Raw genomic sequence first — 15,608 nt, forward strand, 5'->3', positions numbered from 1 at the left:
CAACCTGCGTGCCTGTTATTGGACTTAATTCGCACAGCAAATAATGACGCCTCTGTATCATCATCTTTTTAATGAAAAATTTTACTTAAGCATGATCAATCAATAGGTAAATATTATTTCATCTGAAACGGCCATAAAGCGCCTCGGAGCAGTAATATCGTGCGCTAAGTTACAGAAATGAGGCAAATTAGGATTATTTTAGAGTGGCGTGATATTTTATACATATAAATAAGATTTATGTGTTAGCTTTCTGTATTCATAAAAATGATTATTGATCAGGGGATTTCTCGTTCGTTATGAGAGACGATGATTTTTTCAGTTGGCGGCGGGAAATGCTGCATCTTTTCCAGGCTGCTACGGCAAGCGAACAGATATACGCGTTACTTCAACAACAAACAGAATATCTGGAATACGATTTCTTCGCCCTGTGTGTTCGGCATCCGGTGCCGTTTACCCGACCGCGCATTTCTGTGTATACCACTTATCCTGATGCCTGGATGTCGCATTATAAGTCTGCGAACTATATGGCTATCGACCCTGTGCTGAAACCTGATAATTTCTCGCTGGGCCATTTACCCTGGGACGACGAGCTGTTCTGCGATGCTCAGGAGTTGTGGCATGCCGCGCGCGCGCATGGCCTACAAACCGGCGCTACGCAATGTCTGATGTTGCCTAACCATGCGCACGGCTTCCTCTCGGTGTCGCGCACCCGTACGCCAGGCTTTACTCCAGACCAGGATGAAATCGCTCTGCGTTTACAAATTCTGCTGGAAATGAGCCTGCTGGCATTATTGCGTGTGGAAGATGAAATGGTGATGCCGCGGGAGATGAAATTCAGCAAGCGGGAATTAGAAATTCTGAAATGGACGGCGGAAGGGAAAACCTCTGCGGAGATCTCGATGATTTTGTCGATCTCTGAGAATACGGTGAATTTCCATCAAAAGAACATGCAGAAAAAATTTAATGCGCCGAACAAAACGCAGATTGCCTGCTATGCAGCGGCGATTGGATTGATCTGACGGGTATTCGCGTTCTGCGTGCAGACGGCAAACCGGCTGTCAGCAGCAATGCTGACAGCCGGTTTTTTATTACTGGCGGTAAGCTTGTTTAATTTGCTTAACAGTGCTGGAAAATACGGCAGCCTGAGCTTCATCTTCTAACTGCGCAATTTGCTTTTCCATTTTAATAATCACGCGACCGGCATCAGCCTGGCCCATCGCCTGCAGCATCAGGGTCAGCAAAGACTTCAGGCAGGAAACTTCCTGGGCCAGATTTTGATTATTTTCTGCAGTGGAAAAATCAGGTGTGCTCATTTATTGCCTCGTACAATTTCTGCGCATTATGCGCGATGCGGATTATGAAAGCGGCGCAGTATACCACAAGCCGGGGGAAAAAAAGGAGTGCCTGTTTTTTGTTCGCTGCTCAGATCTGATATTAATTATTATTTCGACTGCATAGACAGCGGGTTAGGGGCAAAATGTTTAAATACGGTTCCGTCATCGTTAATTGTTGTTACATATTATAAGGCCTATTTATCAAATATACGACAAAGCACCTGTTTACGTCGTTAATCCCCGCAAGCATACTGATATCTGCCACAGGCATCTTACTGTTTTTTAGTGCTTTCCAGTCTCTGTACATGATTATTTCCAAAAACGAGATCGAAATCGAAGCCCTGGCATTTTTAGACTTTCACAGATGATATAAAACCCGGTAGTATGGGGGAATTAAGCAGTAGTAGCGTTATCCCTATTCTGGAGATTATTCCTTTGATCAACGTCCTTCTTGTTGATGACCACGAACTGGTGCGCGCAGGGATACGACGCATTCTCGAAGATATAAAAGGTATTAGAGTCACCGGCGAAGCCAACTGCGGGGAAGATGCGGTGAAGTGGTGCCGTGCTAACCCTGTTGACGTTGTGCTGATGGATATGAACATGCCCGGCATTGGCGGCCTTGAGGCAACGCGTAAGATTGCGCGTTCGGCGGTCGATACCAAAGTTATCATGCTAACCGTACACACGGAAAACCCGCTGCCGGCAAAAGTCATGCAGGCCGGTGCGGCCGGTTATCTGAGCAAAGGTGCCGCGCCGCAAGAGGTGGTTAACGCCATTCGCTCGGTGTTCTCCGGTCAGCGCTATATCGCCTCAGACATCGCTCAGCAAATGGCATTAAGTCAGATTGAGCCGGAAAAGACGGAATCGCCGTTCTCCAGTTTGTCTGAACGTGAATTGCAGATTATGCTGATGATCACTAAAGGTCAGAAGGTGAATGAGATTTCAGAACAGTTGAATCTGAGTCCCAAGACGGTGAACAGTTACCGCTACCGTATGTTTAGCAAGCTGAACATACACGGTGATGTTGAGCTGACCCACCTGGCAATTCGCCATGGCCTGTGCAATGCGGAGTCGTTAGCAAGTCAGTGAGTGATGTTTTTGATTCAAAAGCCTTTCTGAAAACCGTAACCAGCCAGCCCGGCGTTTATCGTATGTATGATGCCGGCGGCACGGTTATTTATGTTGGCAAAGCCAAAGATCTCAAAAAGCGCCTTGCCAGCTATTTTCGTACGCAGGTGTCTTCTCGCAAAACGGAAGCGCTGGTGGCACAAATCGCCCAGATTGATGTCACCGTCACCCACACCGAAACGGAAGCGCTGCTGCTGGAGCATAACTACATCAAGCTCTATCAGCCGCGTTACAACGTGCTGCTGCGTGACGACAAATCGTATCCCTTTATTTTCCTCAGCGCGGATACCCATCCGCGTCTGGCGACGCATCGCGGCGCCAAACACGCCAAAGGCGAGTACTTTGGTCCTTTCCCCAACGGTTATGCCGTGCGGGAAACGCTGGCGCTGTTACAAAAAATCTTCCCCGTCCGCCAGTGCGAAAACAGCGTTTATCGCAACCGCTCGCGTCCTTGCCTGCAATACCAGATAGGTCGTTGTTTAGGGCCATGTGTGAAAGGGCTGGTGAGTGAAGAAGAGTACGCGCAGCAGGTGGACTATGTACGGCTGTTCCTCGCGGGTAAAGACGATCAGGTGCTGACGCAGCTGATCGCACGCATGGAGAAAGCCAGCCAGGCGCTGGCGTTTGAGGAAGCTGCCCGCATCCGCGATCAGATTCAGGCCGTACGTCGAGTGACGGAAAAACAGTTTGTCTCGAATAACGGTGACGATCTGGACGTCATTGGCGTGGCGTTCGAGGCGGGAATGGCCTGTGTGCACGTGCTGTTTATCCGCCAGGGCAAAGTCCTCGGTAGCCGCAGCTATTTCCCCAAGGTGCCAAGCGATACCGAGCTCGGCGAAGTGGTAGAGACCTTCGTTGGCCAGTTCTACTTCCAGGGCAGCCAGATGCGCACGCTTCCGGGCGAGATCCTGCTCGATTTCTCGCTCAAAGATAAAACGTTGCTCGCCGACTCGCTTTCTGAGCTCGCCGGGCGACGCATTCAGGTACAGACTAAACCGCGCGGCGATCGTGCGCGTTACTTAAAGCTGGCGCGCACCAACGCGGTGACCGCGCTGTCGACTAAACTGTCTCAACGGTCGACCGTACATCAGCGCCTTCAGGCGCTGGCTATCGAACTGAAGTTGCCGGCGATTAAGCGGATGGAATGTTTCGATATCAGCCACACCATGGGCGAGCAGACGGTGGCCTCCTGTGTGGTGTTCGATGCTAACGGCCCGCTGCGCGCCGAGTATCGTCGCTACAACATTACCGGTATTACTCCGGGTGATGACTACGCGGCGATGAACCAGGTGCTGCGCCGTCGCTACGGTAAAGCGATTGATGAAAGTAAAATTCCGGATGTCATTCTTATTGACGGTGGGAAAGGGCAGTTGGGCCAGGCGAAAGCGGTTTTTGCCGAACTCAACGTGCCGTGGGATAAGCATCACCCGCTGTTGTTAGGGGTTGCGAAAGGCAGCGACCGTAAAGCCGGGCTTGAGACGCTGTTCTTTGAGCCGGAAGGTGAGGGTTTTAGTTTGCCTCCTGACTCTCCTGCGCTGCATGTGATCCAGCATATCCGCGACGAATCGCACGATCACGCTATTTCCGGGCATCGCAAAAAGCGCGCCAAAGTGAAAAGCACCAGCTCGCTGGAGACGATCGAAGGTGTGGGGCCGAAGCGGCGTCAGATGCTGCTCAAGTACATGGGCGGGCTGCAAGGTCTACAGCAGGCAAGCATCGAAGATATCGCCAAAGTGCCGGGAATCTCGCTCGGCTTAGCAGAAAAGATCTTCTACTCGTTGAAACATTAGGGGCTCTGTAGCAACATAGGGCTAATATTTACTAACAACAGATAGTTACCACGCCATGCAATATAATATCCCTACATTGCTTACGTTGTTCCGCGTCATCCTGATTCCGTTTTTTGTGCTGGCGTTCTACCTTCCGTTCGTCTGGGCGCCGTTTGTCTGCGCGCTGATCTTCTTTGTGGCCGCCGTCACCGACTGGTTTGATGGCTATCTCGCCCGTCGCTGGAACCAGAGCACCCGTTTTGGCGCCTTCCTCGATCCGGTTGCGGATAAAGTGATGGTGGCGATTGCCATGGTGCTGGTGGCGGAACATTACCACACCTGGTGGGTCACCTTGCCGGCGGCAACGATGATCGCTCGTGAAATTATTATCTCGGCGTTACGCGAGTGGATGGCCGAGCTGGGTAAACGCAGCAGCGTTGCCGTTTCGTGGATCGGTAAAGTGAAAACCACCGCGCAGATGACCGCGCTGGTGTGGATGCTGTGGCGTCCGAATATGTGGGTTGAGTGGGCCGGTATTGCGCTATTCCTCGTGGCAGCGGTGCTGACGCTGTGGTCTATGCTGCAATATCTGAACGCCGCGCGCGGCGATTTGCTTCAAGAGTGATCGTTTCGGCGTAATTTTCAGCAAACGATACAAAGTTGCGAAAAATACCGTTGACTCACCGCGTCAGATAAGTAGAATGCAACGCATCGAACGGCAGCACTGATTGCCAGACGATAGCAAAATCAAGTGGTTAACGAATCGACTTGATAATGCGGGAATAGCTCAGTTGGTAGAGCACGACCTTGCCAAGGTCGGGGTCGCGAGTTCGAGTCTCGTTTCCCGCTCCAATTTAAAAGCATCGGCAATAGCGGATGTTTAAGATTTAAAGGCGCGTTAGCAAAGCGGTTATGTAGCGGATTGCAAATCCGTCTAGTCCGGTTCGACTCCGGAACGCGCCTCCACTTTCTTCCCTGGCCGGATGGTGGAATCGGTAGACACAAGGGATTTAAAATCCCTCGGCGTTCGCGCTGTGTGGGTTCAAGTCCCACTCCGGCTACCATGGGAAAAGTAGAATAAAATCAATGATAAGCAGTGTCGTGAAAAACCACCGAAAGGTGGTTTTTTTGTGCCTGAAACCTCATTTCCTAATATGTTTCCTAATATGAACGTTGTTTGAAGCGATTCGCATCAGGTCTTCGAGCGTCATTTATCTGAGTTTCTCACGCGTACAAATAATTAACCATCGCCCTTCAAAATACGCTTGTATCGACTCCGGCATTTTCCCCACGTCCCTCAGGGAAAACACTCAAAATAACACCAGTGTACGCTTATGCATGTTTCCGGCGCTTTGCTGAGTACATCACCTCATCGCTTTCTTTAAGCATCTCCCTTAACGACGGGTAGCGCTCCGGGTCATTTTGCAACATTCCGTAGGAATAATTAATGTTATAGGGCTTACCCGAGTTTTGATTGTACTCATCGACGTTATTACGCAAATCTTGCAAGAATAAATCGGCCCTGGCGTGGTGAGTGAGGAGAACGGCAAATTCATCCCCGCCGAGACGTCCTGCGATATCCCCTGGACGCAGAAGTTTGTACACCATCGCGGCGAATACTTTTAAAACCTCATCACCTTCCGCATGCCCCCAGAGATCGTTGATAGGTTTGAATTTATCGAGATCAAAAAAGATGAGGCTGAATGTTACATTCGTTTTAGTAAGGGAACGGAATCGCTTTTCTCCTTTACTATAAAAACCACGACGATTAGGGATACCCGTTAAACTATCGGTCAAGGCCATGCCAAGAATCTTAAATTCATCTTCGACAATAAAGGCTAAATCCTTGAGGCAAGCAATATCCTCGTCGTTGAAACCGCGGGGTGTGGAATGAATCAGACAAAGGGTACCTGCGACCGCGCCATCAGGCAGATGCACGGGATACCCTGCGTAGAACCTTATGTATGGTTCCCCGGTAACCAGAGGGTTATCATGAAAACGTTCATCGTGAGATGCGTCGTTAACAATAAAGGGGCCATCCTGCAAAATGGCGTGGCTACAAAAAGAGATGTTGCGAGGCGTTTCGCGGGTACCCAATCCTTCGCACGCTAGCATCCATTGGCGCTCACGGTCGAGTAGACTTATCAGTACCACGGGCACCTGAAAGACTTTTTTTGCCAGACGAGTTAAACGATCAAAACGTTCTTCGGAGCCTGTATCAAGAAGATCTGCCAGATAAAGGGATCTTAGACGCTCTTCCTCATTATCCGGGATGCCAGGGAATTTCATATTACCTCGAAGAAATAGATATGTTTATGCCAGATTAAGGCTTACCAATCATTTGAATATAGTTCAAAAAAGAGCTCGTTTGCCCGAACGACCACAGAGAGCAGTTACATCAGCGACAAATCAGATAAAGGGGCGTGAAATCAACTCCAGGGCAAGCACAATCAGGAACAGGAGAAAACATTTTCTGAAAAGTCTGGCGCTGATGCGTGCCCGCACTTTCTGCCCAAGCCACATCCCGGCCAGGGCAGGGAATAGAGATAAAAAAGACAATGAAAACTGCTCCACCCTGAAAGCATCATGCAGATAAAGCCCTGCGGCCAGCGCCACGGTCGAAACGGTAAATGACAGCCCCAGAGCCTGAACGAGTTCATCTTTGCTTAATCGAAGCGACTGGAGAAAGGGGACGGCTGGCATTACGAACACGCCTGTCGCGCCGGTGATGACACCTGTCACGCCGCCAATAACCGGAGACAGCCATTTCTCTCTGGACTCCGGGACCGTAAAGGACGGCGACACCAGCGCAAAAGCTGCGTAAATAAGTAAAGCCACACCCAGCCCAAACGCTGACCAGGTTGCATTTATGCTGATTAGCAGTGAAGAGGCGGCCGCCGTGCCAGCCAACAGAAGCAACATCATCCGCCACAGACGTTGGATAATCTGCCTTACTGAGGGGCCGGTACAAAGTTGGAGCACGTTCGTCACGAAAGAAGGAATAACCAGCAGCGCTGCTGCGACAGGAAGAGGCATGAACAAGCTAATTAATCCCATCGCCACCGTTGGTAGACCCATTCCTGTCACGCCTTTTACGAAACCGGCGAGGATAAATATAAGTAAAAGATAGAGATACAGTTGTTCGTTCACAAAATCTGCCTTGATGAAGGATTTTGAGTGATTCAAGCATTTCAGTCGCGAGTGGACAATCTGGTTTAAACGCATCATGCTTCGGATCATCCGAAGGCTTAGGTGTATATCTTATGAGGCTGGATCTTTCTGATTTGAAACTTGTCGTCTGCATCGCTGATGCGGGAAGCATTACTCAGGGGGCTCGTGATGCCTGTCTTGCGGTTGGCTCGGCCAGCGAGAGACTGAAAAGCATGGAGGAAGATACCGGGGTAAAGTTTTTTTCTCGACATCCCAGAGGCGTTAGCCTGACAGATGCCGGTGAAATCCTGGTCGGCCACGCCCGTGAATGACTTTCCCGGCACGAGCGGCTTAACGCTGAACTCGGCGCTTACGTTAAAGGAGTGAGAGGAAAGGTACGATTGTATGCCAATACGTCTGCAATGGCAGAATTTCTGCCCGGCAGACTGGCTAAGTGGCTTTCAGAACACCCTAACGTGACCATTGAGTTAGAAGAGAGAACCAGTACGGATATTATTAACAGCATACATAATGGGATCGCGGAAGCCGGTCTCGTCTCAGATGCTGTTGACCCCCGCGAACTGATGCTTGAACCCATAGCAGATGACAGGCTTGCCCTTATCGTTCCGACCACGCACCCGTTTGGATTTCGCCATGAAGTCTCTCTCTCAGAAGCGCTCGACGAGACTTTTATTGGGCTTTACCCCGGCAGCGCGCTGCAGGAGCACATCAACGGACATGCCAGAGAACTGGGTCACCCACTGACGTATCGCATCAGAATGAGCAGCTTTGAAGGGGTTTGCGAAATGGTCAGTAGTGGTATTGGCGTAGGGGTTATTCCTGTGTCAGTCGCTGAACGCTTCCGTAAAAAATACCATTACCATGTATTACCGCTAACCGACCCATGGGCACGGCGACGAATCTGCATTTGCTATAAAACAGCGGATTCACTAAGCCCACCAATGACAGAATTAATCGACTTTCTCAGAACTCATTAATCAATATCCTGATATCGTTGCCCGATTCTGTCTTGAGTTGATTCAACTCTGACCCTGATTCATTGTGGGCCAGCCTGTCGGCTTAATAGAGATAAAACCTGCCGGGAATAGTAGATGAAATTGTATTTATCCCTCGCGTATAGTGTGCGCTAACGCCTTGTAAGGATAGGGTAATGAAGAACAAAACCTTTTATATGCTGCTGATAGGATCGACAACATTAATTTTTGGGCTGTGGGTCTGGGCCTGGTATATGGGTGCCGATCCGGTGTGGATCAAGTCGAAGACTACCCAGCCGTTAGCGGATATGTTCAGCAGCGTGAACGCGCTGTTTGCCGGCTTAGCGCTGTGCGGGGTGATTATTACGGTTTCCCTACAAATTTACGAACTGCAACAAACCAAAACGGAGTTAGCTAAAACGGCTGAGGCTAACCGCGCGTCGGCGGAGCATGCAAAAGAAGGGGCCGTCATTAACTTATTCCAGACTTACTGCAGCGAGTATTTTCAGGGCGTCAAAAATTCGTCAATGAATGTCCTGATTCCAGCAATGGCGAGCCGTCGCTACTTTGAATTTATGATTTCCCGCTTTTTCGTCTCCGAGCAACGGATGCTGGAGGATAACGCCTGGGAACGAATTCAGTTGGTTACCCGTTACGACGGTTTTAGTACGTTTAAACGGGAAGAACAGAACGATCGTTATAAACTTGATGAATTGATGAATTTCTTCACGATCCTTGCCCATCAACATAATGCCAGCGATGTGATTGGCCGCTGTGATTTTTCCTGGGCCTGGTGGCGGCCCATGTTCTGGATGATTGCCATCGCGCAGATAAAGCGATACGAGGAGAATTCAAGCGTCAAAAAATATGCCATTCGCCCTCGGTTTATTGAAGCGGTACGTAAACTGGATATGGCTTACAACCTCGAACCTATCGAAAATGGACAGGCGTTGGCTGAGTTGATTGCCGATCACCCGAAACTCAACGAAGCGTATCAGCTTGACCCGCTGCACAAAAACGTCGCGCTGTGGCAATTTAAACTGCCAGAATAAGCTTATCATGTTGTCCGAAAGCCTGCTCCCCAGCGGGCTTTTTTGTGATGCCTATAGCCTGCACCACCGCGCAGCATAGTTTGCACAACTTGCTACAAAAATGCGCAAAGCGTGACTATTGCAATATTTATGTACTTTATTGTTAACCAGATGTGATCCCTCCCGTAATTTCACTTCGTCGGTGCAGAGGCCCTGTAACGGCGCTCTATACTCAAAATTGTCAAAATCCGCGCGATGGTTGCGAAAAGTTGGCAACCATTTTGCTTAATGATTTGACCTGAAAAGCGTAAGGAAACCTCGCCGTTATCAGCAGGATATTGTCAGGATGTCGTCAGTCCGGCGCGTGCGCCGGTGGTTCGGCTTCACACCGTTATGCATAAACCTCTTTTGCTAAGGTAGATAATAATGTCGCTGAAATTAATAAGAAGTCCGCTTTCGATTGTGTTGGCAGGGTGTCTGGTGACGGCGTTTTCCGCCCAGGCCGATATTGTGATTGGTGTCGCTGGCCCATTTACCGGGCCGAACGCTACCTATGGCGATCAATATTGGCACGGCGCGACCCAGGCCGCGGCGGATATTAACGCTGCGGGTGGGATTAACGGCGAGAAAATTAAGCTGGTACAGGGCGATGATGCCTGTGAACCGAAGCAGGCCGTGGCGGTAGCGAACCGTCTGGTCGATCAGGACAAAGTTCAGGCCGTCGTTGGCCACTTCTGTTCCTCTTCGACGATGCCCGCCTCCGAGGTTTATAACGATGCGGGCGTGCTGGCCATCACCCCTGGTTCAACAAACCCGCTAATCACCGAGCGCGGAATGAACGATATGTTCCGTATGTGCGGCCGCGACGACCAGCAGGGCGACGTTGCCAGCAACTTCATCATTGATAAGCTGAAGGCCAAACGGGTGGTTATCATCCACGATAAAGATACCTACGGACAGGGACTGGCGGATGCGACTCGCGCGGCGCTGGCCAAGCGCGGCGTGAAGGATGTGATGTATGAAGGCCTGTCGCGTGGTGAAAAAGACTTTAACGCGCTGGTGACCAAAATTGGCGCTCAGAAGCCGGACGTGGTCTTCTTCGGCGGCTGTCACCCTGAAGCGGGCCCTTTGGTACGTCAGATGCGTGAGCAGGGCGTGCAGGCGAAATTCTTCTCCGGCGACTGTATCGTCAACGAAGAGATGGTCACCGCCGCCGGTGGTCCGCAGTATACCAACGGCATCTATATGACCTTTGGCAAAGATCCGCGCCTGATCCCTGACGGCAAGGCGGTTATCGAAAAATTCCGCGCCAATAAGTTTGAGCCTGAAGGTTACACCCTCTATTCCTATGCTTCTATTCAGGCCATCGCGGCGGCGTTTAAAGCGGCCGGTCCTGATTCGGCGAAAGCCAGCGAATGGCTGAAGGCCAATCCGGTCGAAACCGTCATGGGTAAGAAAGCCTGGGACAGCAAGGGCGACCTGAAAGTCTCGGACTACGTCGTTTATCAGTGGGATGACAAAGGCAAGTATAAGGAAGTTGAGTAACCGGATGGAGTCACGCTCAGCGCCGGTGTGCTTGCATACCGGCGCTCTATAACACGGCCAATAACACGAGCGCGCGATGATGGAGACATTCTTTCTGCAACAGTTAGTCAATGGCTTGACGCTAGGATCGGTCTACGGGCTGATCGCCATTGGTTACACCATGGTTTACGGTATCATCGGCATGATTAACTTCGCTCATGGCGAAGTGTATATGATCTCAGCCTACCTCTGCGCTATTGGTCTGGCGCTGCTGTCCTTCTTTGGCCTGCACTCTTTCCCCCTGCTGATCCTCGGCACGCTGGTCTTTACCATCGTGGTTACCGGCGTGTACGGCTGGACGATTGAGCGTATTGCCTACAAACCGCTGCGCAATTCCACTCGTCTGGCGCCGCTGATTTCTGCCATCGGCATGTCATTGATTTTGCAAAACTATGCGCAAATCAGCCAGGGTCCGCGCCAGCAGGGGGTGCCGACGATGCTCGACGGTGTGCTGCGTCTGCATATCGGGGACGGTTTCGTGCAGATTACCTATACCAAAATCTTTATCCTGCTGGCCTCATTTGCCGGGATGCTGCTGCTGACGTGGATTATTGGGCACACCCGTCTCGGGCGGATGTGTCGGGCGGTGCAGCAGGATCGCAAAATGGCCTCGATTCTCGGCATCAATACCGATCGTATTATCTCGCTGGTGTTTGTGATCGGCGCGGCGATGGCGGGGCTGGCGGGGGTGTTGATCACCATGAACTACGGCACTTTCGACTTCTATGCCGGGTTTATTATCGGCATCAAGGCGTTCACCGCGGCGGTGCTTGGCGGTATCGGTTCCCTACCGGGGGCGATGCTGGGGGGGCTGCTGCTTGGCGTGGCCGAAGCGCAGTTCTCCGGGATGGTCAACTCCGACTATAAAGATGTGTTCTCGTTCGGGCTGCTGGTGGTGATCCTGATTTTTCGCCCCCAGGGGCTGCTCGGCCGCCCGATTGTGGCCAAAGTGTAGGAGCTGACAATGACGCATTCAACGGCTTCACACGAGGTCTTTTCCCTCAAACGCTGCATTCTTGACGCGATTTTTTCCGGCCTGGTGGCGCTGATTATCTTTGGCCCCATTGTCGGGGTCGTGCTCGACGGCTACAGCTTTAACTTTGAAGGCCAACGTCTAATCTGGATTATCGCCGTCGTGATGGTGGGGCGCTTTGCGCTTAGCGCAATGGCCACCACCGCGCTCGGTCGACGTTTTACATCCCGCTTTGAAAGCGATAATGCTGGCGTATATGTGCGTGCGCCGGACTATAAAAGCCGAATGAGATGGATAATCCCACTGGTGCTGGCACTGGCGGTTTGCTTCCCGTTCGTCGCCACCAAATATGTGCTGACGGTGGCGATCCTCGGCCTGATCTACGTGCTGCTGGGGCTAGGGCTGAACATCGTAGTCGGTCTCGCCGGGCTTTTAGATCTGGGCTACGTGGCGTTTTATGCCATTGGCGCCTACGGGCTGGCGCTGGGTTATCAGTATCTGGGGCTGGGATTCTGGTCGATGCTGCCGCTGGCGGCGCTGATGGCCGCGGCAGCAGGCGCCTTGCTTGGTTTTCCGGTGCTGCGCATGCACGGCGACTATCTGGCTATTGTGACCCTTGGTTTTGGTGAAATCATCCGTTTGATCCTTAACAACTGGCTCAGCTTTACCGGCGGCCCGAACGGGATTTCCGCACCGCCGCCGACCTTCTTTGGCCTCGAATTTGGGCGGCGGGCGAAAGAGGGCGGTGTACCGTTCCACGAGTTTTTCCATCTCACCTATAACCCTAACCTGAAGTTTATTTTTATCTACGCGGTTCTGGTGCTGGTGGTACTGCTGGTGCTGTATATCAAACATCGTCTGACGCGTATGCCGATTGGCCGCGCGTGGGAGGCGCTACGTGAAGATGAAATCGCCTGCCGATCGATGGGCCTGAATCATGTGCTGGTGAAGCTGTCGGCCTTTACCCTCGGCGCATCGACCGCCGGAATTGCCGGCGTGTTCTTCGCTACCTACCAGGGGTTCGTCAATCCCACTTCATTTACCTTCTTTGAATCGGCGCTGATTCTCGCCATCGTGGTGCTGGGCGGGATGGGCTCGACCATCGGTGTGGTGCTGGCGGCGTTTGTACTGACCGTCACCCCCGAGTTATTGCGCAGTTTTGCCGAGTATCGTGTGCTGCTGTTTGGGGTACTGATGGTGGTGATGATGATTTGGCGGCCACGGGGGTTGATTCGCATTAATCGCAGCGGATTTGCGGTGCGTAAAGGAGTGGCGCCATGAGCCAGGATGTGATTTTAAGCGTTGAGCATCTGATGATGCATTTTGGCGGTATTAAGGCGCTGAACGACGTTAATCTGGAGGTACAGCGTGGCTCGATTACCGCGCTAATCGGCCCCAACGGTGCGGGAAAGACCACGGTGTTCAACTGCCTGACCGGTTTCTACAAGGCTTCCGGCGGCAAAATCCTGTTCAACACGCGCGGGAAAACGACTAACGTCATCCAGATTCTCGGACAAAAGTTTCAGCCGGGCGACTGGGTTAACCCGTCACACCTCGGGCAGCGGATTTTTTACAAGATGTTTGGCGGAACCCACCTCGTGAACCGGGCGGGGCTGGCGCGGACGTTCCAGAATATCCGTCTTTTCCGCGAGATGTCGGTGGTGGAGAATCTGCTGGTCGCGCAGCATATGCAGGTCAACCGCAACCTGGTCGCCGGGATCCTCAATACGCCAGCCTATCGCCGTGCAGAGAGCGCCGCATTGGACCGCGCTTTTTACTGGCTTGAGGTGGTGGATCTGGTTGACTGTGCCAACCGGCTGGCGGGCGAGATGTCCTATGGTCAGCAGCGCCGCCTCGAGATTGCCCGCGCCATGTGCACCGGCCCGGAGATGATTTGCCTTGATGAACCCGCCGCCGGGCTGAACCCCGTGGAAACCCGGGCGCTGAGCAAAATTATTCGTTTCTTGCGTGAGCATCACGGCATTACCGTGCTGCTGATTGAACATGATATGGGGATGGTGATGGACATTTCGGACGATATTATCGTGCTGGACCACGGCGATGTTATTGCCCAGGGCAAGGCGGAGCAAATTCAGCACGATGAGAAAGTCATTGCCGCCTATCTCGGCACCAGCGAAGACGAGGTCAGCCTATGAGCGAACCGATGCTGGAATTTCGTGAGGTCGATGTCTATTACGGCGTTATCCAGGCGTTAAAGCAGGTTTCGCTGCAGGTCAACAAGGGCGAAACCGTTTCACTGATTGGCGCCAACGGCGCGGGGAAATCGACGCTGTTGATGTCCATTTTCGGCCAGCCGCGCGTGCGCAGCGGGCAAATTCTCTTCTGCGGCGACGATATCAGCCATCGCACCACCCATTATGTCGCCTCGGCCGGGATCGCTCAGGCGCCGGAGGGGCGGCGCATCTTCCCCGATATGACCGTGGAAGAAAACCTATTGATGGGCACCATTCCGATTGGCAACCAGTACGCCGCTCAGGATCTGCAAAGCATGTTCGATCTGTTCCCTCGTCTCAAAGAGCGGCGTAAGCAGCGGGCGATGACCATGTCCGGCGGTGAGCAGCAGATGTTGGCGATCGCCCGCGCGCTGATGAGCCGACCGAAACTGTTGCTGCTTGATGAGCCCAGCCTCGGGCTGGCGCCGATTGTGGTGAAGCAAATTTTCCATACGCTGCGTGAACTGGCTCGCGATGGGATGACTATTTTTCTGGTGGAACAAAATGCTCACCATGCGCTGAAGCTGTCTGACCGGGGATACGTGATGGTTAACGGGCAAATTCGTCTCAGCGGCAGCGGTGAGGAACTGTTGGGGAATCAGGAGGTGCGCAAGGCCTATCTGGGCGGCGTGTAGCAAAGCATTGCTGGAGTTCAATGCTAAACTCCTGCATCATTGCGCCTGAACTGAACGACCTCATCAACAACGACAGAGATTGAGTATGAAAACGGGACCTTTAACCGAAAGCGAACTGGAATGGCTGGACGAGACCATTGCGAAGTATGCCTCTGATGCGTCAATTATCGACGTTTCCGAACTGGACGGTATGCTGACCGCCATCCTCTCCTCACCGCTGGAGATTGAACCCGCCGAGTGGATGTTTGCCGTATGGGGCGGGGCTGATCATGTACCGCACTGGACGACCGACCGCGAGCGCGACCGTTTTGTGAATCTCACTCTGCAACATATGAGTGACATTGCCGATCGCCTGAACGACTATCCGGACCAGTTTGAGCCGCTGTTTGGGACTCGCGAAGAAGAAGGCCAGGAGCTGACCATCGTGGAAGAGTGGTGCTATGGTTACCTGCGCGGTGCGCGTCTGACCGACTGGTCTGGTTTACCGGCAGACCAGCAAGCGGCATTTGATAGCATCGCGCTGCACGGTGATGAAGAGAAAAGCGCGGCGCTGGAGGCTTTCACGGTTGAGCAGTATTTTGACAGTATCGACAAAATTCGCCCGGCGGCGCTGAGTCTTTTCGATTACTGGATGGACAATCCGAAAGAAGCCCCGGTCAAGCAGCCGATTAAAAACGAACAGAAGGTGGGACGTAACGACCCGTGTCCGTGCGGCAGCGGAAAGAAATATAAGCAGTGTTGTTTAGCGAAATAAAAAAGGGGGCCAGTCGGC

At 52.2% G+C, this 15,608-nt stretch carries 16 protein-coding genes and 3 tRNA genes; 16 read left to right on the top strand and 3 right to left on the bottom strand.

Annotated elements, in window-relative coordinates; all coding sequences use genetic code 11:
- Positions 1–296 precede the first annotated feature (296 nt).
- Positions 297–1,019 carry a quorum-sensing transcriptional regulator SdiA gene (gene sdiA, locus M989_RS09210; RefSeq protein WP_064544559.1) on the top strand — a complete coding sequence of 241 codons (723 nt, stop codon included), beginning with the start codon at positions 297–299 and terminating at the stop codon, positions 1,017–1,019.
- A gap of 69 nt (positions 1,020–1,088) precedes the next feature.
- Here sdiA and M989_RS09215 read toward each other — a convergent pair whose 3' ends face one another.
- A complete protein-coding gene (locus M989_RS09215) occupies positions 1,089–1,313 on the bottom strand; it encodes a DUF2594 family protein (RefSeq protein ID WP_064544561.1) in 225 nt (74 codons plus the stop codon).
- 456 nt (positions 1,314–1,769) lie between these two features.
- On the opposite strand from M989_RS09215, the gene uvrY reads away from it, so the two are divergent.
- From uvrY to M989_RS09245, 6 genes are all read left to right on the top strand, one after another.
- Positions 1,770–2,426: a UvrY/SirA/GacA family response regulator transcription factor gene (gene uvrY / locus M989_RS09220; protein WP_064544562.1), complete on the top strand. Its 657-nt coding sequence runs from the start codon at positions 1,770–1,772 to the stop codon at positions 2,424–2,426.
- Positions 2,423–4,255: an excinuclease ABC subunit UvrC gene (uvrC, locus tag M989_RS09225; protein ID WP_064544565.1), complete on the top strand. Its 1,833-nt coding sequence runs from the start codon at positions 2,423–2,425 to the stop codon at positions 4,253–4,255. Before uvrY ends, uvrC begins: the two co-directional genes overlap by 4 nt.
- 55 nt (positions 4,256–4,310) lie before the next feature.
- A complete protein-coding gene (pgsA, locus tag M989_RS09230; protein ID WP_064544567.1) occupies positions 4,311–4,859 on the top strand; it encodes a CDP-diacylglycerol--glycerol-3-phosphate 3-phosphatidyltransferase in 549 nt (182 codons plus the stop codon).
- A gap of 151 nt (positions 4,860–5,010) precedes the next feature.
- Positions 5,011–5,086: transfer RNA gene (locus tag M989_RS09235), tRNA-Gly, on the top strand.
- A 40-nt stretch (positions 5,087–5,126) separates the two neighbouring features.
- Positions 5,127–5,200 (top strand) — tRNA-Cys (locus M989_RS09240).
- 11 nt (positions 5,201–5,211) lie between these two features.
- A tRNA-Leu gene (locus M989_RS09245) sits at positions 5,212–5,298 on the top strand.
- 268 nt (positions 5,299–5,566) lie between these two features.
- Here the strand turns inward: M989_RS09245 and M989_RS09250 are convergent.
- Both M989_RS09250 and M989_RS09255 read right to left on the bottom strand, forming a co-directional pair.
- Positions 5,567–6,523, bottom strand: a complete 957-nt coding sequence (locus tag M989_RS09250) for a GGDEF domain-containing protein (RefSeq protein WP_064544569.1) — start codon at positions 6,521–6,523, stop codon at positions 5,567–5,569.
- 120 nt (positions 6,524–6,643) lie between these two features.
- A complete protein-coding gene (locus M989_RS09255; RefSeq protein WP_245191240.1) occupies positions 6,644–7,462 on the bottom strand; it encodes a sulfite exporter TauE/SafE family protein in 819 nt (272 codons plus the stop codon).
- 35 nt (positions 7,463–7,497) lie between these two features.
- On the opposite strand from M989_RS09255, the gene M989_RS26215 reads away from it, so the two are divergent.
- From M989_RS26215 to M989_RS09295, 9 genes are all read left to right on the top strand, one after another.
- Positions 7,498–7,716 carry a helix-turn-helix domain-containing protein gene (locus tag M989_RS26215; protein WP_245191241.1) on the top strand — a complete coding sequence of 73 codons (219 nt, stop codon included), beginning with the start codon at positions 7,498–7,500 and terminating at the stop codon, positions 7,714–7,716.
- A gap of 51 nt (positions 7,717–7,767) precedes the next feature.
- On the top strand, positions 7,768–8,382 hold the full coding sequence (locus tag M989_RS09260) for a LysR substrate-binding domain-containing protein (protein WP_280685204.1): 615 nt from the start codon (positions 7,768–7,770) through the stop codon (positions 8,380–8,382).
- Between the two features lie 173 nt (positions 8,383–8,555).
- The gene (locus M989_RS09265; protein ID WP_064544571.1) at positions 8,556–9,431 is read left to right on the top strand and encodes a hypothetical protein; all 876 of its coding nucleotides are present in this window, start codon (positions 8,556–8,558) and stop codon (positions 9,429–9,431) included.
- Between the two features lie 405 nt (positions 9,432–9,836).
- The gene (locus M989_RS09270; RefSeq protein WP_064544573.1) at positions 9,837–10,955 is read left to right on the top strand and encodes a branched-chain amino acid ABC transporter substrate-binding protein; all 1,119 of its coding nucleotides are present in this window, start codon (positions 9,837–9,839) and stop codon (positions 10,953–10,955) included.
- 79 nt (positions 10,956–11,034) lie between these two features.
- The gene (locus M989_RS09275; RefSeq protein WP_064544597.1) at positions 11,035–11,949 is read left to right on the top strand and encodes an ABC transporter permease subunit; all 915 of its coding nucleotides are present in this window, start codon (positions 11,035–11,037) and stop codon (positions 11,947–11,949) included.
- 9 nt (positions 11,950–11,958) lie between these two features.
- Positions 11,959–13,248 carry a high-affinity branched-chain amino acid ABC transporter permease LivM gene (gene livM, locus M989_RS09280; protein WP_064544575.1) on the top strand — a complete coding sequence of 430 codons (1,290 nt, stop codon included), beginning with the start codon at positions 11,959–11,961 and terminating at the stop codon, positions 13,246–13,248.
- Complete coding sequence (locus M989_RS09285; protein WP_064544577.1) at positions 13,245–14,123, top strand: ABC transporter ATP-binding protein; 879 nt, start codon at positions 13,245–13,247, stop codon at positions 14,121–14,123. Before livM ends, M989_RS09285 begins: the two co-directional genes overlap by 4 nt.
- Positions 14,120–14,836 (top strand): ABC transporter ATP-binding protein, encoded by a 717-nt coding sequence (locus tag M989_RS09290; protein WP_064544578.1) that lies wholly within the window; start codon positions 14,120–14,122, stop codon positions 14,834–14,836. The genes M989_RS09285 and M989_RS09290 overlap by 4 nt, the downstream gene beginning before the upstream one ends.
- A gap of 85 nt (positions 14,837–14,921) precedes the next feature.
- Positions 14,922–15,590, top strand: coding sequence for a YecA/YgfB family protein (locus tag M989_RS09295; RefSeq protein ID WP_064544581.1), 669 nt, complete (start codon positions 14,922–14,924; stop codon positions 15,588–15,590).
- Positions 15,591–15,608: the final 18 nt, after the last annotated feature.

Origin of the sequence: Kluyvera georgiana ATCC 51603 (genome assembly GCF_001654985.1) — a bacterium.
GTDB lineage: Bacteria > Pseudomonadota > Gammaproteobacteria > Enterobacterales > Enterobacteriaceae > Kluyvera > Kluyvera georgiana.

Coding starts and splice junctions, on each gene's coding strand:
- sdiA (WP_064544559.1), top strand. CDS start 297: ATGAGAGACGATGATTTTTTCAGTTGGCGGCGGGAAATGCTGCATCTT.
- M989_RS09215 (WP_064544561.1), bottom strand. CDS start 1,313: ATGAGCACACCTGATTTTTCCACTGCAGAAAATAATCAAAATCTGGCC.
- pgsA (WP_064544567.1), top strand. CDS start 4,311: ATGCAATATAATATCCCTACATTGCTTACGTTGTTCCGCGTCATCCTG.
- M989_RS09250 (WP_064544569.1), bottom strand. CDS start 6,523: ATGAAATTCCCTGGCATCCCGGATAATGAGGAAGAGCGTCTAAGATCC.
- M989_RS09255 (WP_245191240.1), bottom strand. CDS start 7,462: ATGATGCGTTTAAACCAGATTGTCCACTCGCGACTGAAATGCTTGAAT.
- M989_RS26215 (WP_245191241.1), top strand. CDS start 7,498: ATGAGGCTGGATCTTTCTGATTTGAAACTTGTCGTCTGCATCGCTGAT.
- M989_RS09265 (WP_064544571.1), top strand. CDS start 8,556: ATGAAGAACAAAACCTTTTATATGCTGCTGATAGGATCGACAACATTA.
- M989_RS09270 (WP_064544573.1), top strand. CDS start 9,837: ATGTCGCTGAAATTAATAAGAAGTCCGCTTTCGATTGTGTTGGCAGGG.
- M989_RS09275 (WP_064544597.1), top strand. CDS start 11,035: ATGGAGACATTCTTTCTGCAACAGTTAGTCAATGGCTTGACGCTAGGA.
- livM (WP_064544575.1), top strand. CDS start 11,959: ATGACGCATTCAACGGCTTCACACGAGGTCTTTTCCCTCAAACGCTGC.
- M989_RS09285 (WP_064544577.1), top strand. CDS start 13,245: ATGAGCCAGGATGTGATTTTAAGCGTTGAGCATCTGATGATGCATTTT.
- M989_RS09290 (WP_064544578.1), top strand. CDS start 14,120: ATGAGCGAACCGATGCTGGAATTTCGTGAGGTCGATGTCTATTACGGC.
- M989_RS09295 (WP_064544581.1), top strand. CDS start 14,922: ATGAAAACGGGACCTTTAACCGAAAGCGAACTGGAATGGCTGGACGAG.